We start from the raw sequence: 21,996 nt of genomic DNA on the forward strand, positions 1-21,996 counted from the left end.
TCGTGGACGAGCGGGATGCTGGCCCACATGGCGCCCAGCACCCAACGGGCCCACAGCAGCAGCGCGGTGGAGGCGACGGCGAGCAGGGCGCCCAGGATCGCGAGCTCGGGCTGCCAGTACTGGAGGTGGTGCCAGAAGGAGTCCGGGGTGTGTCTGACGAGGACGGAGAAGGCGTAGGCACCCACGACCAGCAGAGCCCGGCGGGGCAGGGTGCGGCGGAGGCCGCGTGCCCAGCCGGCCGGCCCGGACTCGCTCTTCACGCCAAAGTAGACGGCGCCCGCGATCCAGGCCACGACGAAGACCGCGACACAGATACCTGTGAGAGCGACGAGTGCGGAATGTAGTGAGCCCATGGCACAAGGCTGCGCCCCGGCCCGCGTCGACCACCACCACCCACGGGCTGATTCAGCGGCTCCACCCTCGGGTGGAGATCCATGACTCAGGGTTGAAGTGACCCAGATCACGACGGATCGTGGCATCGGACAGTCCTGCCGCAGCGTCCCCCTTCTGAAAGTCCGCGAGGGGGAACCGACCGTGCACCGTGGCTACATGTGGGTCGACCGCGAACTGGCCCGGATGGACCCGGACACCGACTGGGAGCGCATGATCTCGCTCTACGTCGGCCACCGCGTCCCCGAGTTCGCGCTGGCGATGATGGTCTATCCGGGCACCATGCGCATGATGCAGCCGGGCTTCGGATCCGCGACCCTGGCCCACACCGGGAAGCTGGAGAGGAGACCCCGGCGGCGTTTCGAGGACGGCAACGAGTTCCTGATGGCCTGGATGGTGGACGGGTTGTCGAGCGCTGCGGGCCGCGAGGCCGCCGAGCGGCTCAACCGCATGCACCACGCCATCTCCCGCGGGACGCCTCATCTGCCCGGCAACTTCGACGACGTCGACGACTTCGTCTATCCCCTGGTGCTGCTGGCCACGTTCGCCGACCGTCTTCAGACCTCGCTCGGCCTGCCGGGTACGAGCGAGAACATGAAGACCGCCTGGCATCGCTGGGCGCAGACCCTCTTCCGCCTCCTGGAGCGCGAGTCCGGCCCGCTGGCCGACGAGGCTTTCCCGGAGGACTGGGACGCGATGACCGAGTTCGCCCTGAAGTTTGAGTCCCGGCCGTATGAGGGGACGGAGTCCGGCCACCGGGTGGCGACCGCGATGATGGAGTTCTTCGCCGAGTACTGGTTCCCCATCCCCTTACGGGCGTTCGGCAGGGACCTGACCCGGTATCTCGCCGGCGAGCGGGTCTGCCGGCTCCATCGGATCGGCTGGCTCTCCCCGCGCCGCGAGCGTGCCGTCCGCGTCTTCCTGAAGTCCGCGTTCCTCGCCCAGCGCCTGCTGCCCGACTACCGCAGGCCGCTTCCCCAACGGCTGCGGCAGACCCGGCGCGGGCCCTCCGCCGCGAGCACCCCCTGAGGGTGAACCGCCTCAACTACCCAGCATCTTCAAGGTCCTTCGGTGCCACACCAGCGGACTCCGCTCATCGTCGGACCGCATCGCCAGTACCCGCAGCACGATGATGTCGTGGTCGCCGGCCGGGTAGCTGTGCTCGACGGTGCACTCCAGCCACACCGGGGCGCCGTCGAGGAAGATCGCGCCGGATTCCGCCTCCACCGTGCGCAGGTCGGTGAACCGGCCCGCCTTGCTGCGGGAGCCGAGCTGGCGGGCCTTGTCGCTGTGGCCCTCGCCCAGGACGGAGATTCCGATGGCCTGCGCGCGGGACAGCAACGGCCAGGTGGTGGAGGTGTGTTGGGCCGCGAAGGAGACCATGGGCGGGTTGTGGGAGACGCCGACCGCGAACGACGAGACGATCATGACGGTCGGGTCGCCGTGGACGCGTGCGGAGAGGGCCGCGACGCCCGACGGGAAGCCGGAGAACGCCCTCGTGATCTCCTCGGGGTCCGAGGTGATGCCGTCCAGATTCTCCAGGCCTTCCATTGCCGTCATCGTGCAACCCCCGTCCGCTTCGGGCCTCATGAGGCCTCATCAGGCTTCATCACGCGACTCCTGTGGGTAGTTGTGGCGCGGCGGACACCGTGAGGGGTCCGTTGCCGGGAGGCTCGGTACGCAGGAGTGCGCAGGCGAGGAGGCAGAGCACTCCGACCGCCGCGAGCCCGCCGAGCGTCGTCGCGTAGCCGTGCCCGGCCAGCAGAACGGCACACACCGCGCTGCCCAGCACCGCGCCGAGTTGCTTCATGGCGTTGAAGGTTCCGGACGCCGCCCCGACCTCGTCCGGGCCGACCGAGGTCACCGCCGCGATCGAAAGAGGCGACCAGACAAAGGAGTTGGCGACCCCGTACACCGCGAAGGTCGCGGTCAGCGCGGCGATCGGGGCGTCCGTCGCGACGAGCACCGCCGACGTCCCGATGGACAGGACGAGGGCGCCTGAGCCGATGACGGCGACCGCGCGGGACCCGATCCCGTTGTTGAGCCGGGCGGACACCGGTGCCCCCAACAGGCAGACCACGCCCATCGGTACGAGGGTGAGGGCGGCCGCGCCGGCGTCGAGCCCGCGCTCCCGCTGGAGGTACAGCATCAGCGGGATCATCGCCGACCCGGAGCAGAAGGCCGCCGCGGCGCCGGCCCAGGCCGCGACGACGAACCCCCGGCTGCGCAACAACCCGACCGGCACCAGGGCGCGTTGACCGTCCCGGCGCTGGAACCACACCACACCGGCGACGACCACCACCCCCACGACGACGAGCAACCACCGCGGCACGCCCAGCACTTCACCCCTCGCTGCATCCGTGCCCTGGATGCCGATCACCAGCGCGCCGACACCGCTCGCGTTCGCGCAGATCGCCCACACCGGGATGCGCGCATCCTGTCGCGGCAGGACCGGTACGAACACGGCCACGGCCACCAGCGCCGCGACACCGACCGGAACGTTGACCCAGAACACCGCGGGCCAGCCCCCGGCGGCGACGAGGAAACCGCCCAGCAGCGGTCCGACGGCCACCGCCGCTCCGCCGACCGCACCCCAGACCCCGAGCGCCACGGCGAGCCGCGGCGGCCGGAACAGCGCCTTGATGAGGGTCAGGCACTGCGGTGTCATCAGCGCGGCACCGATGCCCTGCACCACCCGCCATGCGACAAGTGCCGTGATGGAGGCGGCGGTTGCGCACAGCAGCGACCCGAGCGTGAAGGCCGCAAGCCCGGCCAGGTGGACGCGCCGATGACCGTAGCGGTCCCCCAGTCGTCCCGCGACGACCAACGGCACCGCGTAGGCGATGAGATAGCCGCTGTTGACCCACATCGCGGCGGTCTCGCCGGTGTGCAGCCCGCTGATCAGGGACGGCAGCGCGACCGAGGTGATCGTGCTGTCCAGCAGGAGCATGAAGAACCCGGTGCAGAGGCTGCCGAGCGCGAACCACTCGCGCCGCACGCTCGCACCCCCATCCCCACTCCCAACCTCACCATCACTCCCGCTCTTCGGGGGCATCTCAAACTGCCAGGTTCTCGCGGAGAGTCGGCCCCTGGTACGGCGGCGCGAGCGCACCCCGGCGGCGCAGTTCGGGCAGCAGCAGTTCGCTGATCCCGGCGAAGCCGGAGGGCATGGCCAGCGGGCTGGAGAACATGAAGCCGCCGCGTGCTCCGGTCGCGGCGAAGGTCTCCTCCAACGCGTCGGCCACGGTGGCCGGATCGCCGACGACACTGTGGTCCAGGCCCGTCGCCCGCCCCCGGCCGTGCGCGAAGAAATCGCTACGGCTCATGGTGTGGTCCGCGCCGAACTCGGCGACGAGCGAGCCGACGATCCCCGCGGGGCTCGCGTTGGCCGCCGCCAACTCGTCGCGCAGCTCACCCAGTTGGAACGATGCCGGGAGCGTCGAGAAGTCGTAGCCGGCGTTGTGCGAGAGGTAGGTGGCGACGGCCTCCTCGTTCCAGAACTCGTGCACCGCCTCGCAGCGTGCCAGCGCCTCGGCCTTCGTGCGGCCGACGATCACCTGGGTCGCCCAGAGGATGCCCACGTGTTCCGGGTCCCGCCCCTCGGCGAGGAGCGCCTCGTCCAGCAGTTTGCGGTGCCGCTGCTGGCCGGCGAGGTTGCCGCCGAAGCCGAAGACGAGGTCGGCGAAGCGGGCCGAAGCGGCAATGCCCCGGGGCGAGTTGCCCGCCTGGACGATGAGCGGGTGGTACTGCGGGCCGGGTACGGACGCGAGCGGTCCCTTGACGGTGAAGAAGCGCCCCTCGTGGTCGATGGGGTGCACCTTCCCGGGGTCCGCGAACCGGCCCGTGCTCCGGTCGCGGACGATGGCGTCCGGCGCCACGGAATCCCACAACGCCCGGCAGACGTCGATGAATTCCTCCATCCGCTCGTAGCGCAGGTCGTGGTCCATCAGCTCGGTGAACCCGTAGTTGGCCGCGTCCGCGCCGCGTGTGGAGGCGACCACGTTGAAGGCGATCCGGCCGCCGGTCACATGGTCGAGCGAGTTCAACAGCCGGGCGACGTAGAAGGGATGCATGAACGTCGAGGAGTACGTCAGCCCGAAGCCGACCTTCTCCGTCACCGTGGACATCGCGGCGATCACCGGCGCCATGTCGTGGCGCGGCCACTGGATGCCCCACTCCACGGCCGGTGCGATGCTGCCCCGCCAGGTGCTGGGGATGCCGCTGCCGTCACCGAAGAACAGCAGGCCCACGCCCGCGCGTTCGGCGGTCTGCGCCAGCTCCATGAACATCCGGACGTCCGGGAAGTCCCGCCCGATCCACGACCCCTGTCGCGCCCAGGCGCCCTCGGTGTGGGTGAACGAGAGGTCGTAGCCGATGTGCATTCCGGTCATCGCGCGGCCTTCTTCCACAGCTCGGCCACTTCGTCGGCGTCGCTCAATACGGCCACGTTCAGGCCCAGTTGGAACAGGGCGGCGGCGTTGACGTGGTGGTCGTAGGCGGTCGTCGCGTCCTGCGGTACGACGACGGGCCAGTCGAGTTGGACGGCGTCCTGGGCGGTGGCGTACACGCAGCACTCACTGGTCAGGCCGACGACGGTGAGCCAGTCGTGGCCGGCGGCGCGCAGCCGCGCGTCGAGATCGGTGCCGAGAAAGCCGCTGTAGCCGCGCTTGACGACACGCAACTCCCCCTCCTCCGGCCGCATTCGATACCACTCGGCGCCGGATGTGCCGACGCGGCACGGCTCGTCCGGGCTCATGGGCGCGTCGTAGTCGCCCTCGCGCAGCCAGTTGCTCGACCGCCACGGCCGCGCCGGGTCGCTGCCCAACTCCACCCAGACGACCGGCACTTCGGCGGAGCGCGCGGTGTCGACGAGCTCGGCGATACGGGTGACCGTCCGGTCGAGTGCCGTCAGCGCCGCGTCCGTCAGGCCGTACGCCCCCAGTCGGTCCGGATCGGCGAAGTCGCGCTGTACGTCGACCACGACGAGCGCGGGCCTGCTGAACGGCCCGGCGAGCTGGGCGAGTTGTCTGTCCCGCAGGTCGGGCATCAGGCCGCCACCTCGTCGCGGGCGCGCAGCGTGGGCAGCACCGTCTCGCCGAACAGCAGCATGTCCTCGTCGTACTCCGGGAAGATCAGCATGAGTCCGTCGAGGTCGGCCTCCCGCACGATGTACTCGATGTGCTCGGTGACCGTACGGGTCGAACCGGCGACGTACGGCGTCTGGAAGGCCGCCTCCCCGTTGGCGCCGTCGGCCCACGCGCGGGCCTGGTCCGCGGGGACGCCCCAGGTGTGCCGCATATGGGCGAGGGCCTCGCGGTCGACGCCCGCGCCCCACTCCTTCACCTTCTTGACGGCCAGTTCGTCGGTGTCGTCCTGGACGACGGTGAGCATCGAATACGTCTTGCAGACACGGCCGTTGGCCTTCGCCCGCGCGTGCACGTCGGCGGAGAGCGACCGCATGTCGTCGAGGCTGTCGGCGGCGAGGAAGGCACCGTCGGCGTACCGGGCCTGGAACCGCCGCGCGTCCTCGGACCGCCCCGCGCTGATGAGGGTCGGCCGGGTCGCCGGATGCGGACGGGACTCGCAGTCGACGAGGTCGAAGTACGGGGTGCGCATGGTGACCGAGTCCTCGGTCCACAGCCGGGTGACCGCCTCCGCCCACAGCTCGGTCATCCGGTAACGGTCCTCGTGGCTCAACTCCGGGTCCCAGTCGCCGAATTGCTCGAACTCCCCCGCGTACGAACCGTTCACGATGTTCATCCCGGCCCGCCCGCCGGAGATGTCCTGAAGCGTGGTGAGCATCTTCGCCGCGACCGCGGGGTTGTGGACGTTGGCGTGCAGGGTCGCCCAGATCTTGACCCGGCTGGTCGCCTCGGCGAGCGCCGCCATCATCGTCATCGACTCCAGCGAGCGGCCCCAGTGGTCCGTACTCCCGCCGAAACCACGCCACTTGGCCATCGACATCACGAAGTCGAGCCCGATGCTCTCCGCGTGCACGGCGGCACGCTTGTTGTACGCGTAGGTCGCCTCGGGATGCGGCGCGGTGGTGGACAGCATCCAGCCGCCGTTCCCGATGGGAAGGAAGATTCCGTATTCTTTCGCGGGCACGTCACGGGCCTTTCTACGGCTCAGCGGTCTCTTGCGTTCTTAGGGCGCGGGCCAGACGAGCTTGTCGCCGCTGTAGATGTCCTTGACGAACGAGGTGTCGAACCACGCCTCGGCCTTGGCGGCGGTCACACTGCTCGGCACGATCTTGAACTGGTGCAACATGGCGACGAGTTGGGACACGTTGTCCGGGTCGACACCGCCCAGCGGCTGTCCGGGCGTCGGGTTCTCCTTGACGACCTGCGTCTCGGTCTTCCAGATCGTCGCGTTCAGCTTCTTGTCGTAGGTCGGGCCGGACAACTTGGCCGCGTAGCCGACGCATTCACTGATGTGCGCCTCGCTGGCGGAGCAGTACTCGTACGCGTGCAGCGCGGCCCGCAGAATGTCCTCGACAGCGTGCGGATGCGCCTTGGCGAACGCCGGGTTGACCGCCATCGCGCCGATCGAGCTCGGGATCTTGTAGTCCACCGGCTTCCACACGGTGACGTCCTTGCCGGCCGCCTTCAGCTGATTCGGCTCGTTCGAGACGAACCCGGTGAGCGCTTCGAGACCGCCCTGCTTGCGGGGCAGTACGGAGGGGTCGTACCCCTCCTTGACCAGCTTGAGCGAGTCCCACTTGACGCCGGCCTTGACCATCATCGCCTCGACGGTGGCGGGGACATACCCCTTGTGCCCGACGACCTTCCCGTCGAGCTGGGTCAGCTTGGTGATGTCCTTGTTGGTCATCAGAATGTCGAGCCCGGCATTCGAGTACGAGGAAATCCCCTTGATGTCGATGCCGTTGGCCTGCGCCTGGATCAGGTCCTGCTCGGAGATCGCGGACACGGTGGCCTGTCCCCCGGCGAGCAGCTTGGTGTTCTGCGCGGTGTCGCCACTGCCCGGCTTGAGATCGACGGTGAGGCAGAGGTCCTTGAAATACCCCAACTTGGCGGCAGCAATGTACTCAAGAATCGAGACCGACGACTGGAACTGGTAGCCGGAGAGATACGTGATCTTCCCGGCAGCTTTGTTCTCGGCACAGCGCTTCGCGGAGATAGCGGACCCGGCCGACCCGGCGGAGGCACTGTCATCCGACCCGGAGCCACATCCGGCGACTCCGAGCACCAACACGGCGGCGACGAGGGTAGATCTGGTGAGGAGATAACGAGGCATGGGTGACTCCAAACTGGATTTATTCCGGTGAGTTGAGCGCCCCGAAAGGGGCGCGGGACTGTATCGATATGCGGCTCCGCCGCGCGGGCGCGACCAGCCCCCACCGGCCCGCAGATAACAACCGTGCTGTCACGGCTCAATCCGTACTGTCATGCCAATGCAGCACACGCCGCTCAACGACAGTCACCGCGAGCAACAGCAACACGCCCATCACCGCAAGCACGACGATCGAGGCGTAAACAACAGGGAGTTGATTCATCGAGGAGGCCACACTGATCGCCGTACCCAGCCCCCCGGTAGACCCGGACGCCGACATCTCCGCCACCACCGCGCCGATGATCGACAGCGGAAAGACGATACGCAGCGCGGCAAAGAGATACGGCAGCGCGTTGGGCACACGCACATGCCACAACAACTCGACCCGACTGGCGTCCATCGTCCGATAGACCTGCAACACCTGCTGCGGCACAGACCGCAACCCCGTAGCCGTGTTGATGAGAATCGGAAAGAAACAGATCAGCCCGGTGATGATCAGCTTGGGCATCGGCCCGAAGCCGAAAGCCACGACAAGCGCCGGCGCGATGGCAACCAGCGGCGTGACATTGAGGACGACAGCGACCGGCATCACCGCCCGCCGCACCAACGGCAGTTCACTGGTCAGCACCGCGAGGACGAACGCCCCGACGAACCCCATCCCCAGCCCGGCCGTAGCCTCGCCAAGGGTCACCAGCGCGTTGTGGACGTAGTAGCCGAGTTCATCGGAGAGCGAGCTACCGACATCCGACAACGGCGGTAGCAGATACGGAAGTTGCTCGGCCCCCCAGTGCCAGAGCCCGCCAAGCAGCGCCAGCATCACGACAAGCGGCAGCCACACGGCCGGCCGGATCCACGCGATCCGCGACCTCGGGTGCTTCAGGCTGAACCGGGACGGTTCGACGGGCGGCGGTGTCTTCGCCACCGGAGCGGTGGTGCGTTCGTCGGCAACGGTCATGTCCCTCACGCCCCCACTCACGCGGCTTCACTGTGCCAGGCGCGCCGCAGCCGCTCTCTCACCAGGTCCTCGTACTCGTGGAACCGCCGTTCCCCGAAGAGCCGTTCACCGCGCGGCCGGGGCAGGTCGACGTCGATGCTCTCGACGATGCGGCCGGGGTTCGGTGCCATGACGACGACGGTGTCGGAGAGCCGTACGGCCTCGGAGACGGAGTGGGTGACGAACAGGACGGTCGTCCTCAACTCCTCCCAGAGGTCGAGGAGTTGGTCCTGAAGGCTTTCGCGGGTGAACTCGTCGAGCGCGGAGAAGGGTTCGTCCATGACGAGCACGTCGGGTCGCAGGCCGAACGCCCGCACGATCGCGGCGCGTTGGCGCATGCCGCCGGACAACTGGGCCGGGAGCTTGTGCAGGGCGTCGCCGAGACCGGCCTTGACGAGGAGTTCCTTCATGTCGGGAACCGCCGTCTGCCGCTCGGCGAAGTCGGCGATGCGTTCACGACGCTTCCCGGCGCCCCGGTTGATCTTCTGCGGCAGCGTGACGTTGCGCAGGACCGACAGCCACGGCAGCAGCGCGGGACTCTGCGGCACGAGCCCGATCATCTTGGCCGCGCACGCCTCCGCGGGCGTCACGCCGTGCACCAACACCTCACCGAGGTCCGGCTGTTCGAGGCCGGCGACGAGACGTAGGAGGGTGGACTTCCCGCAGCCGCTGGGGCCGATGAGACTGACGAAGCGGCCCGACGGCACCGTCAGGTGGACGTCGTCGAGGGCCGTGGTCGCGGCGGATCCGAAGCCGTAGACCCGTCGTACCGACCGCAGTTCGAGTGCTGGCGTACCAGTCACCTTCACGCTCCCATCCATGTCGCGGGCACAAGTGCCCGATCCTGGAAGTCGGAGAGCGTGCGTAGCGAGTGCGACTGACTGCCACGCGGAAATCCGCTTAGGTGCCTCCGACCGTAGGAAGATTGTGTTTCGGGACGGCGCCGTTGACTGTTACGGGCGTTTTACGTCTGGCTTCGGGGAAGATCGCAGCGGGGCGACCGTGCTGCCGTCGAAGACGTGGATCTCGATCCCGAGGTCCGCCGCGGCCCGCGCCACCCAGCCGCCGAGCGCCTGCACGATCAGCTCGGTGACCAGCAGCACCGCGCGCTCGGCGGTCGGTACGGACTCCCGCAGCCAGAGCAGTTTGAACATGTCCGCCATGACCTTGTTGCGGTACGCGGGCTTGTACGCACCCTGGTTGCCGACCAGTTGGACGAGCACGCGGCAGGAGGCGTCGATCCCCTCGACCTCGACCCGGCTGCCGTCGGGCAGCATGAGCGGCTTCGGGCGCAGGGGCGTACCGAGGCGGTCGCCGAGCGCGAGCAGCATGCGGCGCTCGATGGAACCCTCGGCGAACCGGCTCCACTCGGTGGGGGCGTCCAGGACGGTCAGGTGCACGCGCCGCATCCTAGGAAGGGTCCGTTTCCCCCGTGTTGCTTAGGGTGGACCACCATGAGATCCGGCGGAGCGACAAGGACACCTGACGAGGACGCGGGTATGACACGACTCGACGGCCGGGTCGAGCGGGGCAACCGCACCCGGCGGCTGGTCCTGCGCCGCACCGTCGACATCGCCTCGGTCGAGGGCCTGGAGGCGCTGTCCGTGGGCCGGCTGGCCACCGAGCTGCGGCTCAGCAAGAGCGGGGTGTTCGCGCTCTTCGGCTCCAAGCAGGAACTCCAGCTGGCCACCGTGCGCGAGGCCGCCCGCATCTACACGGAGAAGGTCATCAGGCCCGCCGCCGAAGTCCCGCCCGGGGTGGGCCGGTTGTGGCGGCTGTGCGAGCTGTGGCTGGAGTACTCGCGCGGGCGGGTCTTCCCGGGCGGCTGCTTCTTCTACGAGGTCATCGCCGAGTTCGACGCCCGCTCCGGTCCGGTGCACGACGCGGTGGTCGGCGCCCAGCGGGACTGGACGGCCCTCGTGGAGCGGACGGCCGCCGAGGCCCGGGACGCGGGCGAGTTGCGGGCCGACACCGACATACCCCAACTCGCTTTCGAGATCGTCGCGTTGATGGAGACGTCGAACGCGGTATCCGTACTGCACGACGAGGAGACCGCGTACCGCAGGGCCCGTGTCGGCATAGCGGCACGGCTGCGCTGCGCGGCCACGGACCCTTCGGCGACTCCTCAAGTCCCCTGAGACACAAGGCATTTCACATCTCCCCAGCAGCACATCCCCCCTCCCCTACTTCGGCCGAAAACAAGTAGCACGACCGTTCGCACAGTTTTAGGCTCAAGCCCCATGACAGCCACCGGAACGGACATCGTCGAGCTCGACCGGATCGCCGTGTACGAGGCTTTGCGCGTAGTGGAGTTGGCGCAGGAGGAAGACTGGGAGCGGGACACCCCGTGCGCGGGGTGGGACCTGCGGCGGCTCGTGGCGCACATGGCGGCGCAGCATCACGGGTTCGCGGCCGCCGCACGCGGCGCGGGTGGGGACAGGGCGTACTGGCGGGAGCCGGAGGACATGAGCGAGCCGGCCAGGACGCACCGCGCGGCGGCCACGGCCGTCCTCGCGGCGTTCGCCGAACCCGGCGCCGCCGAGCGGGAGTTCGCCCTGCCGGAGCTGGGCGCGAGCTTCCCTGGGCGGACGGCGATCGGATTCCACTTCATCGACTACGTCGTCCACGCCTGGGATGTCGCCGCCGCACTCGGCGTAGCACTCGACCTGCCGGACGACGTCCTGGACATCGCGCTGGTGGTGGCCCGACTGGTGCCCGCCGACCCGGCCTTGCGCGGACCGGGCTTCGCCTTCGCCCCGCCGCTCGACACACCCCCGGAGGCGGGCCCGCTCGACGAGGCGCTACGGCTGCTGGGCCGGACGCCGGAGCACTGGCCCACGAAGAGCCGCTGAATTCGCTTCCTTTGCCTGCCCTTTGAGTAAAGCTGCCCTCCCTTTGAACAAGGAAACCGCCCCGTGCGTACCTCCTGGCACTACTGGCCAAGCGTCGACTTCTCCAACGACCAGTTGGTTTCCCCGGGAGGCTCCCTTGCGTCGTATCAACGGTACGGCTGTGTTCATCGCGACCATTTTCGCCACCACCGGTGCGCTCGTCTTTCCCGTGTGGTCGTACGCCGACCGGGCGGGGACCGGGCAGGCGAATGTGGCGGCGGGCACCGTGAACACCGAGTGGGGGCCGTTGACGGCCGCCGACCGGGATCTGATCGTGCGGGTGCGGCTGGCCGGGCTGTGGGAGCTGCCGGCCGGTCAGCAGGCGATCGAGCGGGCGCCCAGCCAGGCGATCAAGGAGGCCGGGGACCATCTCATCGTCGGCCACACCGACCTCGACAAGCGGGTCCGGATCGTCGCTGCCCAGCTCAATGTCGCGCTGCCCAATGTGCCGAACGAGCAACAGCAGGGCTGGCTGCAGGAGATGAGCGCGGCGACCGGCGCCGAGTACGAGTACAAGTTCGTCAACCTGCTGCGGGCCGCGCACGGCAAGATCTTCCCGGCCATCGGCGCCGTACGGAACAGCACGCGCAACACCCTCGTGCGGCAGCTGGCCTCGGACACCAACCAGACCGTGCTCGACCACATCACGATCCTGGAGAAGACCGGACGGGTCGACTTCGACGCCATCGCCAACGGGATCGCCAACACCTCGACCGCCAGCCCGACCGGTCCCGCGGCACCGTTGCCCGGCCAGGTGGCGCCCTCCGCGCCGGCCGCCGAAGCGAGCGGCGACGTCGGCGCCACCTCACGGCCGTCCCCGGCGGCGCCCGGCACGGTGAACACCGGCCGACCGGATCCGGTCGACTCGAACGGCGTGCTGGGCTAGGGCCTGCCCCGGCCGTCCAGGTCCCGGCCCCGAACCTCAAATGTTGCTCTGAAAGTGACGCGGCCGAGGTTCGGGGCCCGGCCCGTGGGCGATACCCCCGTCACACCGAACAGCGGACTTGTGGAGTTCATGGGGTTCATGGCTCGCCTGGCGGACGGGGACGGACGATGGAGCGACTGGGAACAGGCATCGGCTGGCGGCCGGAGATCGCGGACGCCGTGGAGCGCATGCCGGGCATCGACTGGGTCGAGGCCGTGGCCGAGAACGTCTGCCCCGGCCACCTCCCCGACTCGCTGCTACGGCTGCGCGAGCGCGGCGTGACCGTGATCCCGCACGGCGTCTCCCTGGGCCTCGGCGGCGCCGACCGGCCGGACGAGGCCAGGCTGACGGCGCTCGCCGAGCGGGCCGAGGCGCTGGGCGCGCCGCTGGTCACGGAGCACATCGCGTTCGTCCGCGCGGGCGGCTCCCTGACCGCGTCCCCGCTCCTCGAAGCCGGCCACCTGCTGCCCGTACCGCGCACCCGGGACGCCCTCGACGTGCTCTGCGAGAACATCCGCATCGCCCAGGACGCACTGCCCGTACCGCTCGCGGTCGAGAACATCGCCGCGCTGCTGGCCTGGCCGGGCGAGGAGATGACCGAGGGCCAGTTCCTGTACGAACTGGCCGACCGCACCGGCGTACGGCTCCTCATCGACGTCGCCAACCTGCACACCAACCACGTCAACCGCGGCGAGGACCCGGCCAAGGCCCTCGCCGAACTCCCCGTCGAGGCCATCGCGTACGTCCATGTCGCGGGCGGCGTCGAACGCGACGGCGTCTGGCACGACACCCACGCCCACCCCGTCCCCGCGCAGGTCCTCGCCATCCTGACCGACCTCGCGTCCCGCGTCTCCCCGCCGGGGGTGCTGCTGGAGCGCGACGACAACTTCCCCGAACCGGCCGAGCTGGAGCGGGAGTTGGAGGCGATTCAAGGAGCGCTGACCAAGGGGTGGGCGCGGTCCGCCGCGAGCAGGGTGCCCTCACGGGAGGCGGCACCCACGCCCGAGGCCACCGGCACCGCCGCCTCCGCTCAGCCCGCCCCTTCCACCGCTCCCACTCCCCCGGCCGCACCGCGGTCCTCCGACGGCACCCGCCAGCGTCTCGCCCTCGCCCAGACCGCCCTGCTCTCCGCCCTGGTCGCCGGTACTCCCGTCCCCGACGGGTTCGACCGGGTGCGGCTCGGTGTGCAGGCGCGGGCGCTCGGGGTGAAGCGGGCCGATGTCGTGGCCAAGGTGGCTCCCGAACTGCCGGAGATCCTCGGGGACTTGTACCGGCCGGCCTTCCTCGCGTACGCGCACTCGCACCCGATGACCGGCGGTTACCGGCGTGACGCGCTGGACTTCGCCGGGCAGGTGCTGCTCTCGGGCGGGCCCGAGGACGCCGAGGTGCGGCGGGAGTTGCGGGAGTGGTGGCTGGAGCGCTCGGGGCCGGCCCCGCGTTCGACGCGGCCAACGGTCCGGCTCGCCCGCGCCACCCGGCGGGTCCTGCTGCGCCGTTGAGGGGTCGGGACCGCGCTGACGTGGGGCCTTGGAAGGCGACAGTGACTCCACAGTAATATTGCGGTCCCGCACGAGAAGCGCACAGAAAGCACACTCACGTGCGGTGCCGTAACAGGAGGCACCCCATGCGACCGCGACCCCCCGTAAAGGGCCGAGGCATATTCAGTGGCACAGGCGTCATCATCATGGGCCTGACCGCGACCCTGGCCGCGCTGGTCTTGCCGGTCTGGTCCTACGCCGACCGGTCCGGGACGACCGGTGCGAGCGTGCTCAACGACCAGACCGTGACGACGCAGTACGGGCCCTTGTCCGCCCTGGACCGGGACTTCGTCACCAAGGTCCGGCTGGCCGGGCTGTGGGAGCTGCCCGCCGGCCAGCAGGCCGAGGAGAAGGGCACCACCGCGGCCGTACGGACGGCGGGGCAGCACCTCGTCGACGGGCACACGTTCCTGGACGAGCGGGTGCGCGACGTCGCCGCCCGGCTCGGGCTGCCGCTGCCCAACCAGCCCAACGCGCAGCAACAGCAGTGGCTCGCCACCCTGAACGCGGCGCAGGGCGTGGACTTCGACCGCGAGTTCGCCAACATCCTGCGCCTCGCGCACGGCAAGGTGTTCACGGTGGTCGCGCAGGTCCGCGCCACCACCCAGAACTCCCTGGTCCGCGCCCTCGCCGACGACGCGAACACGACCGTCCTGGACCACATCAAGGTCCTGGAGGCCACCGGGTACGTCGACTTCGGCGCGCTGGCCCGGGACATGGCCGCGTCGAGTTCGCCCGTACCCAGCGTCTCCGCCGCCGCCGACCCCGGCCAGGTCGTCCCGCTGGCCCCGTCGGTCTCCCCGACCTACACCCTCCCGCCGGCCGCCTCCAGCCCACCGGCGCCTGCGCAGCCGTAGAACGTTTTCGGCCGTAGTTCGTTTCCGGACATTCGGAACGTCACATACCGACAACGCTCCGTCCGGATTGTGAACAAGGCATGGCGTCACGCTGGGCCTTTGGCATAGAAACGTGGCATGTTCTGGGTCCTTCTCCTGCTCCTGGCCTGGGCCGTCGCCGGCACGGCGTGCACGCGGCTGTGCCTGGCCGCCGTCAGAGCGGCGGCCGTCGACGCGGACGACACGGGCACGGGACACGATCTGACGCTCTACGAGGCGGCGTTCCTGTCCGGCGGTCCCGCGCGGGTCGCCGATCTGACGCTCGTCTCCATGGCGCGGCAGCACCGGCTGCTGCTCGCGCACACCGGCTGGGCGACCGTCGTCGACCCGCGCGGCCGGGACGCCATCGAGCGGTCGGTGATAGGCGCCATCGGGCCCGACGGGCAGTCCAGGATCGGCCCGGTGCGGGCCACCGCGGCGGCCACGGACGCGGTCCGCGACGTCGCCGCCCGGCTCGTCGACGCGGGTCTGGCCGTACCGGACGGGAGTACTACGACGGTTGCGTCCGGGGTGCGGCAGGTGCGGGCCGCCGCGCTAGTGGTGCTCGCGCTGGGCGCGACCGCGCTGCTGACGCCGGGGGCCGAGATGCCGCAAGGGCTGGTCGCGCTCTGGTTCGCGCTGCCGCTGGCCCTCACGCTGAGCTGTCTGGCCATCGCGCGGGTCGAGGTGCACCCGTACTCGCGCTGGGCCTCCCCGGCCGGTCAGCGGCTGCTGGGCACGCTGGCCCGGCATGCGGGCGCCGGGGACGACCGTACGTATCTGACGTCCGTCGCCGTGCGCGGCATCCGCGCGGTCGGTGAGCCGGATCTGCGGGCGGCGTTCGCGCACCGCGAGCAGTACGAGTGGCGCCGCTGACCACAGCGTGAAGGCGCTCCCCGGGGGCGCACAGGGGTCATTGGGGCCGACACCGCCCGATGGTGCTTGCCTTCGCCAACAGCCGAACGAAACATCCCTTTTGTTGCTGCCGTGCTCCGAAGGGATACCCCACCATGCGAGCCGCCGCCCTGTACTCGGCCGCCGGGTCCTTGCTCCTCACCACCCTCGTCGCCACCCCGGCCACCGGTACGCCGGGCGTTCCCGGCATCCGCGCGGCCGAGTCGACGGGCACCACGCTGGCCGCCGCGCACGCCCGGGCCGCGGGCATCACCTTCGGGAAGTGCCCCGACGCGCAGGACCTGCCCGGCGTCATGGAGTGCGGCACGGTCTCCGTCCCGCTGGACTACGCGCACCCCGACGGCAAGCAGATCAGACTGGCCGTCAGCCGCGCCCGGGCCACCCACAAGGACCCGCACAACAGCAAGCGCAGAGTGCCCGGCCAGGGCCCCCTGGTCTACAACCCGGGCGGCCCCGGCGCCTCCGGCCTCTACTTCCCGCTGATCGGCATGCTCCCCGAGTGGAAGCGCATCGCGTCGGCCTACGACCTCGTCGGCTACGCCCCGCGCGGTGTCGACAAGTCGGCGCCGCTGTCCTGCGTGGACCCCAAGCACTTCTTCAAGGGACCCTCGCAGTCACCGACGTACCCCTCTGAGTCGTACAAGAAGGAGCGCGTCGCGGAGGCCAAGGCCTACGCGCGCGGCTGCGCCAAGCGCTCCGGCAGCAAGCTCCGCTTCTACAACTCCCTGAACAACGCCCGCGACCTGGACGTCCTGCGCGCCGCACTCGGCGAGGACAAACTGACGTTCATGGGCGCGTCCTACGGCACCTACTTCGGGGCGCTGTACGCGACGCTGTTCCCCTCGCACGTACGCCGCATGGTGTTCGACTCGGCGGTGAACCCGGACCCCGAGCAGGTCTGGTACCGCAACAACCTCGACCAGTCGGCCGCGTTCGAGGGCCGCTGGACGGACTTCCGGGAGTGGATCGCCAGGCACGACGACGTCTACGGCCTCGGCGACACGGCGGCGAAGGTGCTCGGCAGCTACCGCAAGGCCGAGGCGCGGCTCGCCGAGAAGCCCGCGGGCGGCAAGGTGGGGCCGGCGCAGTTGCAGGGCGCGATCCTGTCGGCCGGGTACTACGACGACTACTGGCCGCACAGCGCCGCCGCGCTGTCGTCGTACCTGAAGGGCGACCCGAAGCAGCTGATCCAGCAGGCCGGACCGACCCCGGAGGCGGCCGTCGAGGCGGAGAACGGCAACGCGGTCTACACGGCCGTCGAGTGCAACGACGCACCCTGGCCGACCGAGTGGAGCGTCTGGGACCGGGACAACACCCGGCTCGCGCGTGTGGCGCCGTTCGAGACCTGGGACAACGTGTGGATGAACCTGCCGTGCGCGTACTGGCCCGAGCCGCGTCAGCAGCCCCTTGATGTGCGGACGGGGCCGGGTGAGCTGCCGCCGGTGCTCATCCTTGCCGCCGAGCGGGATGCCGCGACCCCGTATGACGGCGCCCTCGAGTTGCAACGGCGGCTGTCCGACTCGGTGTTGGTGACCGAGCGGGATGCCGGGACGCATGGGATCGCGGGGGGATCCAACAAGTGCGTCAACGGGTATCTGGACGCGTATCTGCTGGAAGGGCGGCTGCCGGAGCGGCGCGCGGCGTGCGCACCCCACCGGGAACCGAAGCCGACCACTGCGGGGCGAGGGCGCCGATAGCGGAGGGCCTGAATCATCACCCGAGGGCGAGGCCGCGCCGACAGGCGCGGTCTTCCACTCGGATCACGGTACATAGCCCTCATAAAGACGACATCTCACACTGAAGCGCTTACATCTGCCGCCTTTCCACTTCACCCACCGCCAATGGACCAGAAAGTTCTCGAAGCGCAGCAATGGGTGAACGCCACCTACGGCAGCCTGTCCGGCTATGTCGCCTGTCCGGAGGACGGCAACACCGGCTGGTCCACCATGTACTCCCTGACCATGGGGCTCCAGCACGAGCTGGGCATCACGACACTGTCCGCCAACTTCGGGCCGACCACCCTGGCCGATCTGGCCCTGCACGGCGACATCGGGCCCTCCGAGACCAACAAGAACCTGGTGAACATCGTCCAGTACGGCCTGTTCTGCAAGGGCTACTGGGGCGGTGACGGAGACGGCGTGTACGGCACGCTCACCTCCGAGAGCGTCCAGAGCCTCAAGTCGGACGCCGGCCTGGACGGGGACGGATCCGTACAGCCGAAGGTGTTCAAGGCCCTCCTCACCATGGACGCCTACATACTCCTCTCCGGCGGGTCGAGCACCGTCCGGAGCATCCAACAGTGGCTGAACGGAAGGTACTTCGCAGACCGCGACAACTTCTATCTGATCCCTTGCGACGGGCACTTCTCCAGGGGCGTCCAGACCGCGCTCATGCAGGCCATCCAGTACGAACTGGGCGTCCCGACCGACTCCGCCACCGGCAACTTCGGCCCGACCACCCAGGCCGGACTGGCCGCCACCCCCCTGTCGGACGGATCGACGGGGGTGTTCGTCCAGCTGTTCTCCGCAGCCCTGGTGTGCAACGGCGCCAGCTCCGACTTCACCAGTACCTTCACCGGCCTGTCGGACGACGTCAGCAGCTTCCAGAAGTTCTCCGGTCTCGTCCAGAACGGGACCGCCGATTACGAGACCTGGTGCCAACTCCTCGTCTCCATGGGCGACGCCGACCGGCCGGGAACCGCCTGCGACTGCATCACCACGATCACCGACGACCGCGCCGAAGCGCTGAAGGCCGCCGGGTACACCATCGTCGGGCGCTATCTCGACGAGAGACCCTCGGACAATTACCTCAACAAGCGGATACAGCCCGGCGAACTGGACACCATATTCCAGAACGGAATGCGAGTGTTCCCCATTTCGCAGTACAACGGTGGCTCCGCCGGCTACTTCACCTACCCACAGGGGTACACCGACGCACTGGGGGCCCATACGGCGGCTGTCGGCTACGGATTCGACCCCGGCACCGTCATCTATTTCTCCGTCGACTTCGACGCCACCGACGACGACATCTCCAACCACATCATCGACTACTTCCTCGGGGTCTCCAGCGGCCTGGCATCGCAGGGAAAGCGCTACATCTACGGGGTCTACGGCTCCCGCAACGTCTGCTCCCGGGTGACCGACGAGGCATACGCGGCGCACTCGTTCGTCTCCGGAATGTCCTGGGGATACTCCGGGAACCTGGGCTACCCGCTGCCGGCGAACTGGGCTTTCAACCAGATACAGACGCTCTCCACCGGCTCGGGCACGGGCGCGATCAACATCGACAAAGACGTGCACCGGGTAGGCGCCGACAGCGGGGTCAACAAGGTCAACTCTCCCGCCAGCCCGCTCGACTCCTATCTGCAATACATCTACGACCTCTATCAGACGGCCGTCGCCTGGGGCCAGGGAGACCCGAACATCCGGGTCCTGGAATACCTGCGGTACCCGACATACACGGGTGTGACCACCGGCTGGACGCAGATCCTCTCGGACCCCGACGACGACTGGATCGCCTACGCCGATGCCAACGGGCCGGATCGGGTGCTCACTTACACGGACCCGGTGGCCGGCATCTCCATCAAGGTGCCCCACTTCGGGGCCACCGCGAACGGCGTCGCCGTGCGGGGTCAGGGCTCCGGTTCCACCACCAACCTCGGCGACTTCGCCGGCTGGGGTGGCGACCTCAGCACCTTCTACGGGGAGTGGCGGCGGGACTCCGACACCACCGCGTCGGGCTACACCTACTGCATGGACCGTCTGGCGAAGATCAACACGTCGTCGACCTTCATGATGGACGACCTGATCGAGGACGCGGACGGCTACCTCATCGGCATGCAGCTCAGCGACGGAAGCGGAACCACCATCGTGGACGCCGTCACGAACATGCTCCGGGGCGGGGGCGCCCTCAGCAGGTTCCGGCGCTTCTTCGACGCCCGCTACGGCGGCAACGGCAGCACCGTCTACGACACCGCGATGGACATGCTCACCAACCCCGGGATCGTGGCCGATCTGCGGATCGCCGCCATCATCAAGATGGCGGGGGCGCTCACACTCCAGCCCGCCATGCTCCCCGACGACCTGCTCGACCCGTTCGTGCAGGGCTACGTGGACACCCTGGTCGCGATCGTGGGCCAGGAGAACGCCTGATCCGACCGGTCCGATCGCCGGACCGCACCCGCCGGAAACTGGAACGACGACATGACACAGACGCCGCGCCACCCCGATGATCCCGCTCCCCGCCCGGCGCCTCCCGGGCCGGCCGGGCGAGGGGCCACGGGCAGGGCCCGGCGTTGGCTCACCCGCGACCTCACCGCCGTGTGGATCTGGACCTGTCTGCTGGGTATGTGCGGCAGTCTGGTCGCCGCCGCCCGGGCCGCGATCGCGTTCAGCGGCGTGCCCGATCCCGGCGACCAATGCGGGGCGCTCGGCGCCGACACCGACTTCGTACGGGTCGCCATCCGCGTCTTCCCCCCGTCGGCCCGCTGTGTCTTCCGGCAGCACCCGTCCTTCGAACTCGTCCCCCCATGGGTGTCCCCCGTACTGATCGTCTGCCTGGTGGCAACGGTGTCGGGAGGAGTCCTCGCGATCTACAGCGCCCTGCGCACCTGGACGTCCACCCGACGACAGACCCGCCTCCGGACCTGAAGGCTCACCAGAAAACGCACCTGTCAACGGACCCGACAACGGACCTGAAAACGGAGAGTGCCCGACGATGCGTGACGACACGACCGAAACAAGACCGAGCGGTACCCGGCCGACCCGCCGCGCGGTCCTGGCCACCGGCGTCGGCCTGGCCGGAGCTCTCTGGATCACCGGTACCGCCGCCGGTACGGCACGCGCGGCGACGGACTCCGGCACCTGGGACGGGTCCACCTCGCAGAACGGCTGGAAGGTGGCCCCCTCCGCCGGATCCGAGATCAAGACCCTTCGGATCGAGGGCAGCGACGTCTCGGTAGCCCTGCGGGAGGGTGCCTCCGCGACCCTCCTGCTGCACGTGGCCCGGCGCTTCCACTACGAGATCCACCCCCTGTCGAAGGGTGATGTCACCGGTCACTCGACCCACCGGAAGGTCGGTGCGGCCTTCGAGAGCAACTACCTCTCCGGCACCGCGCTCGCCATCCGTCCCCTGCTCTACCCGGTCGGCGTCACAGGCGGTTTCTTCCCCAGCGAACTGATCGTGCTGCGGGACATCCTCGCCGACTGCGAGGGCGCGGTCCGCTGGGGAGGCGACGAGCGCGGAGTGGCCAAGGAGAGCCACTTCCAGATAGACGTCAAGCCCGGCAGCGCACTGCTCCGGAAGGTCGCTGCGAAGATCGACGCCTGGGCCGTCACCCCGGGCGCCGGAGCCGGAGCCATCGACCCCTTCGTCCCGGCCAGGCGCAAGGCCGCCCGCGCGCTGGAACACCGCCAGGCGGCCTGACGGAACTTCCGGGTCGCCTAGGCGAGGCCGGCGATCAGTTCCGCGATGTCCTTGCGGCGGCCCGTGTAGAACGGGACCTCCTCGCGGACGTGCATGCGGGCCTCGGAGGCGCGCAGGTGGCGCATGAGGTCGACGATGCGGTACAGCTCGTCGGCCTCGAAGGCCAGGAGCCATTCGTAGTCGCCGAGGGAGAAGGAGGCGACCGTGTTGGCGCGCACATCCGCGAAGCCGCGGGCCATCTTGCCGTGGTCGGCGAGCATGCGGCGGCGGTCCTCGTCGGGCAGCAGGTACCAGTCGTAGGAGCGCACGAACGGGTACACGCTGATGTAGTTGCGCGGCGTCTCGTCGGCCAGGAAGGCCGGGATGTGCGAGCGGTTGAACTCGGCGGGGCGGTGCAGCGCCATGTTCGACCAGACCGGCTCCAGGGCGCGGCCGAGCTTCGTGCGGCGGAAGAGGTTGTACGCCTCCTGGAGCTGGTCGGCGGTCTCGGCGTGCCACCAGATCATGAGGTCGGCGTCGGCACGCAGGCCCGACACGTCGTACGTGCCGCGGACGGTCACGTCCTTCGCGGCGAGCTGGTCGAACAGCTCCTGGACCTCGTCGGCGTATCCGGCACGATCCTCGGGCAGCACGTCCTTCAGCTTGAAGACGGACCACAGCGTGTAGCGGATGGCCTCGTTGAGGTCCTTGGCCAGCTTGCCCTTGTTCGGGATGCGGCCGGGCTCGGTGGTGGGGGCGTCGTCGCTCATGG

21 protein-coding genes and 1 pseudogene are annotated in these 21,996 nt (G+C 69.4%); 11 read left to right on the forward strand and 11 right to left on the reverse strand.

Annotated elements, in window-relative coordinates; genetic code table 11:
* A pseudogene (locus ACNFOC_RS23810) lies at positions 1-353 on the reverse strand (methyltransferase family protein); the annotation flags it as partial.
* Between the two features lie 181 nt (positions 354-534).
* On the opposite strand from ACNFOC_RS23810, the gene ACNFOC_RS23815 reads away from it, so the two are divergent.
* Positions 535-1,419 (forward strand): oxygenase MpaB family protein, encoded by an 885-nt coding sequence (locus tag ACNFOC_RS23815; protein ID WP_416961130.1) that lies wholly within the window; start codon positions 535-537, stop codon positions 1,417-1,419.
* A 12-nt stretch (positions 1,420-1,431) separates the two neighbouring features.
* Here ACNFOC_RS23815 and ACNFOC_RS23820 read toward each other — a convergent pair whose 3' ends face one another.
* From ACNFOC_RS23820 to ACNFOC_RS23860, 9 genes are all read right to left on the reverse strand, one after another.
* Positions 1,432-1,950, reverse strand: coding sequence for a flavin reductase family protein (locus ACNFOC_RS23820; protein WP_416961131.1), 519 nt, complete (start codon positions 1,948-1,950; stop codon positions 1,432-1,434).
* 49 nt (positions 1,951-1,999) lie between these two features.
* On the reverse strand, positions 2,000-3,388 hold the full coding sequence (locus ACNFOC_RS23825; RefSeq protein ID WP_416961132.1) for an MFS transporter: 1,389 nt from the start codon (positions 3,386-3,388) through the stop codon (positions 2,000-2,002).
* Positions 3,389-3,446: 58 nt separating this feature from the next.
* Positions 3,447-4,781 carry an NtaA/DmoA family FMN-dependent monooxygenase gene (locus tag ACNFOC_RS23830; RefSeq protein ID WP_416961133.1) on the reverse strand — a complete coding sequence of 445 codons (1,335 nt, stop codon included), beginning with the start codon at positions 4,779-4,781 and terminating at the stop codon, positions 3,447-3,449.
* The gene (locus ACNFOC_RS23835) at positions 4,778-5,437 is read right to left on the reverse strand and encodes a cysteine hydrolase family protein (RefSeq protein ID WP_416961134.1); all 660 of its coding nucleotides are present in this window, start codon (positions 5,435-5,437) and stop codon (positions 4,778-4,780) included. Before ACNFOC_RS23835 ends, ACNFOC_RS23830 begins: the two co-directional genes overlap by 4 nt.
* A complete protein-coding gene (locus tag ACNFOC_RS23840; RefSeq protein ID WP_416961135.1) occupies positions 5,437-6,498 on the reverse strand; it encodes an LLM class flavin-dependent oxidoreductase in 1,062 nt (353 codons plus the stop codon). The genes ACNFOC_RS23835 and ACNFOC_RS23840 overlap by 1 nt, the downstream gene beginning before the upstream one ends.
* A 39-nt stretch (positions 6,499-6,537) precedes the next feature.
* Positions 6,538-7,647 (reverse strand): ABC transporter substrate-binding protein, encoded by a 1,110-nt coding sequence (locus ACNFOC_RS23845; RefSeq protein WP_416961136.1) that lies wholly within the window; start codon positions 7,645-7,647, stop codon positions 6,538-6,540.
* 136 nt (positions 7,648-7,783) lie between these two features.
* Positions 7,784-8,638 (reverse strand): ABC transporter permease, encoded by an 855-nt coding sequence (locus tag ACNFOC_RS23850; protein ID WP_416961137.1) that lies wholly within the window; start codon positions 8,636-8,638, stop codon positions 7,784-7,786.
* A gap of 17 nt (positions 8,639-8,655) precedes the next feature.
* Positions 8,656-9,480, reverse strand: a complete 825-nt coding sequence (locus ACNFOC_RS23855) for an ABC transporter ATP-binding protein (protein WP_416961138.1) — start codon at positions 9,478-9,480, stop codon at positions 8,656-8,658.
* A 150-nt stretch (positions 9,481-9,630) separates the two neighbouring features.
* Positions 9,631-10,086, reverse strand: coding sequence for a hypothetical protein (locus tag ACNFOC_RS23860; RefSeq protein ID WP_416961139.1), 456 nt, complete (start codon positions 10,084-10,086; stop codon positions 9,631-9,633).
* 45 nt (positions 10,087-10,131) lie between these two features.
* Between ACNFOC_RS23860 and ACNFOC_RS23865 the strand changes: the two genes are divergently transcribed.
* The 10 genes from ACNFOC_RS23865 to ACNFOC_RS23910 all read left to right on the forward strand — a co-directional run bounded on the left by ACNFOC_RS23865 (position 10,132) and on the right by ACNFOC_RS23910 (position 21,245).
* A complete protein-coding gene (locus tag ACNFOC_RS23865; RefSeq protein ID WP_416961140.1) occupies positions 10,132-10,815 on the forward strand; it encodes a TetR/AcrR family transcriptional regulator in 684 nt (227 codons plus the stop codon).
* A 102-nt stretch (positions 10,816-10,917) separates the two neighbouring features.
* Positions 10,918-11,529 (forward strand): TIGR03086 family metal-binding protein, encoded by a 612-nt coding sequence (locus ACNFOC_RS23870; protein WP_416961141.1) that lies wholly within the window; start codon positions 10,918-10,920, stop codon positions 11,527-11,529.
* A 136-nt stretch (positions 11,530-11,665) separates the two neighbouring features.
* Complete coding sequence (locus tag ACNFOC_RS23875) at positions 11,666-12,454, forward strand: DUF4142 domain-containing protein (protein WP_416961142.1); 789 nt, start codon at positions 11,666-11,668, stop codon at positions 12,452-12,454.
* A gap of 167 nt (positions 12,455-12,621) precedes the next feature.
* Complete coding sequence (locus ACNFOC_RS23880; RefSeq protein WP_416961143.1) at positions 12,622-13,992, forward strand: MbnB/TglH/ChrH family RiPP precursor modification enzyme; 1,371 nt, start codon at positions 12,622-12,624, stop codon at positions 13,990-13,992.
* 125 nt (positions 13,993-14,117) lie between these two features.
* Positions 14,118-14,888, forward strand: coding sequence for a DUF4142 domain-containing protein (locus ACNFOC_RS23885; RefSeq protein WP_416961144.1), 771 nt, complete (start codon positions 14,118-14,120; stop codon positions 14,886-14,888).
* A 117-nt stretch (positions 14,889-15,005) separates the two neighbouring features.
* Entirely contained in the window at positions 15,006-15,782 is a 777-nt protein-coding gene (locus ACNFOC_RS23890; protein WP_416961145.1) for a TIGR04222 domain-containing membrane protein, read from the forward strand.
* 134 nt (positions 15,783-15,916) lie between these two features.
* Positions 15,917-17,518 carry an alpha/beta hydrolase gene (locus ACNFOC_RS23895; protein ID WP_416961146.1) on the forward strand — a complete coding sequence of 534 codons (1,602 nt, stop codon included), beginning with the start codon at positions 15,917-15,919 and terminating at the stop codon, positions 17,516-17,518.
* Positions 17,519-17,662: 144 nt separating this feature from the next.
* The gene (locus ACNFOC_RS23900; protein ID WP_416961147.1) at positions 17,663-19,972 is read left to right on the forward strand and encodes a glycoside hydrolase domain-containing protein; all 2,310 of its coding nucleotides are present in this window, start codon (positions 17,663-17,665) and stop codon (positions 19,970-19,972) included.
* Positions 19,973-20,023: 51 nt separating this feature from the next.
* Positions 20,024-20,470: a hypothetical protein gene (locus ACNFOC_RS23905; RefSeq protein ID WP_416961148.1), complete on the forward strand. Its 447-nt coding sequence runs from the start codon at positions 20,024-20,026 to the stop codon at positions 20,468-20,470.
* A gap of 67 nt (positions 20,471-20,537) precedes the next feature.
* Entirely contained in the window at positions 20,538-21,245 is a 708-nt protein-coding gene (locus ACNFOC_RS23910) for a hypothetical protein (protein ID WP_416961149.1), read from the forward strand.
* Between the two features lie 17 nt (positions 21,246-21,262).
* On the opposite strand, the gene hemQ is transcribed toward ACNFOC_RS23910, so the two are convergent.
* The gene (gene hemQ, locus ACNFOC_RS23915; RefSeq protein ID WP_416961150.1) at positions 21,263-21,994 is read right to left on the reverse strand and encodes a hydrogen peroxide-dependent heme synthase; all 732 of its coding nucleotides are present in this window, start codon (positions 21,992-21,994) and stop codon (positions 21,263-21,265) included.
* Positions 21,995-21,996: the final 2 nt, after the last annotated feature.

Source organism: Streptomyces colwelliae (assembly GCF_048158785.1).
In the GTDB taxonomy this organism is placed as follows: Bacteria; Actinomycetota; Actinomycetes; order Streptomycetales; family Streptomycetaceae; genus Streptomyces.

Bases quoted from the DNA above. Each gene is read 5' to 3' on its own strand.
- ACNFOC_RS23910 (WP_416961149.1), top strand. From the start codon at position 20,538: ATGCGTGACGACACGACCGAAACAAGACCGAGCGGTACCCGGCCGACC.
- ACNFOC_RS23835 (WP_416961134.1), bottom strand. From the start codon at position 5,437: ATGCCCGACCTGCGGGACAGACAACTCGCCCAGCTCGCCGGGCCGTTC.
- ACNFOC_RS23860 (WP_416961139.1), bottom strand. From the start codon at position 10,086: ATGCGGCGCGTGCACCTGACCGTCCTGGACGCCCCCACCGAGTGGAGC.
- ACNFOC_RS23905 (WP_416961148.1), top strand. From the start codon at position 20,024: ATGACACAGACGCCGCGCCACCCCGATGATCCCGCTCCCCGCCCGGCG.
- ACNFOC_RS23865 (WP_416961140.1), top strand. From the start codon at position 10,132: ATGAGATCCGGCGGAGCGACAAGGACACCTGACGAGGACGCGGGTATG.
- ACNFOC_RS23900 (WP_416961147.1), top strand. From the start codon at position 17,663: ATGGACCAGAAAGTTCTCGAAGCGCAGCAATGGGTGAACGCCACCTAC.
- hemQ (WP_416961150.1), bottom strand. From the start codon at position 21,994: ATGAGCGACGACGCCCCCACCACCGAGCCCGGCCGCATCCCGAACAAG.
- ACNFOC_RS23885 (WP_416961144.1), top strand. From the start codon at position 14,118: ATGCGACCGCGACCCCCCGTAAAGGGCCGAGGCATATTCAGTGGCACA.
- ACNFOC_RS23830 (WP_416961133.1), bottom strand. From the start codon at position 4,781: ATGACCGGAATGCACATCGGCTACGACCTCTCGTTCACCCACACCGAG.
- ACNFOC_RS23820 (WP_416961131.1), bottom strand. From the start codon at position 1,950: ATGACGGCAATGGAAGGCCTGGAGAATCTGGACGGCATCACCTCGGAC.
- ACNFOC_RS23845 (WP_416961136.1), bottom strand. From the start codon at position 7,647: ATGCCTCGTTATCTCCTCACCAGATCTACCCTCGTCGCCGCCGTGTTG.
- ACNFOC_RS23850 (WP_416961137.1), bottom strand. From the start codon at position 8,638: ATGACCGTTGCCGACGAACGCACCACCGCTCCGGTGGCGAAGACACCG.
- ACNFOC_RS23870 (WP_416961141.1), top strand. From the start codon at position 10,918: ATGACAGCCACCGGAACGGACATCGTCGAGCTCGACCGGATCGCCGTG.
- ACNFOC_RS23895 (WP_416961146.1), top strand. From the start codon at position 15,917: ATGCGAGCCGCCGCCCTGTACTCGGCCGCCGGGTCCTTGCTCCTCACC.
- ACNFOC_RS23890 (WP_416961145.1), top strand. From the start codon at position 15,006: ATGTTCTGGGTCCTTCTCCTGCTCCTGGCCTGGGCCGTCGCCGGCACG.
- ACNFOC_RS23880 (WP_416961143.1), top strand. From the start codon at position 12,622: ATGGAGCGACTGGGAACAGGCATCGGCTGGCGGCCGGAGATCGCGGAC.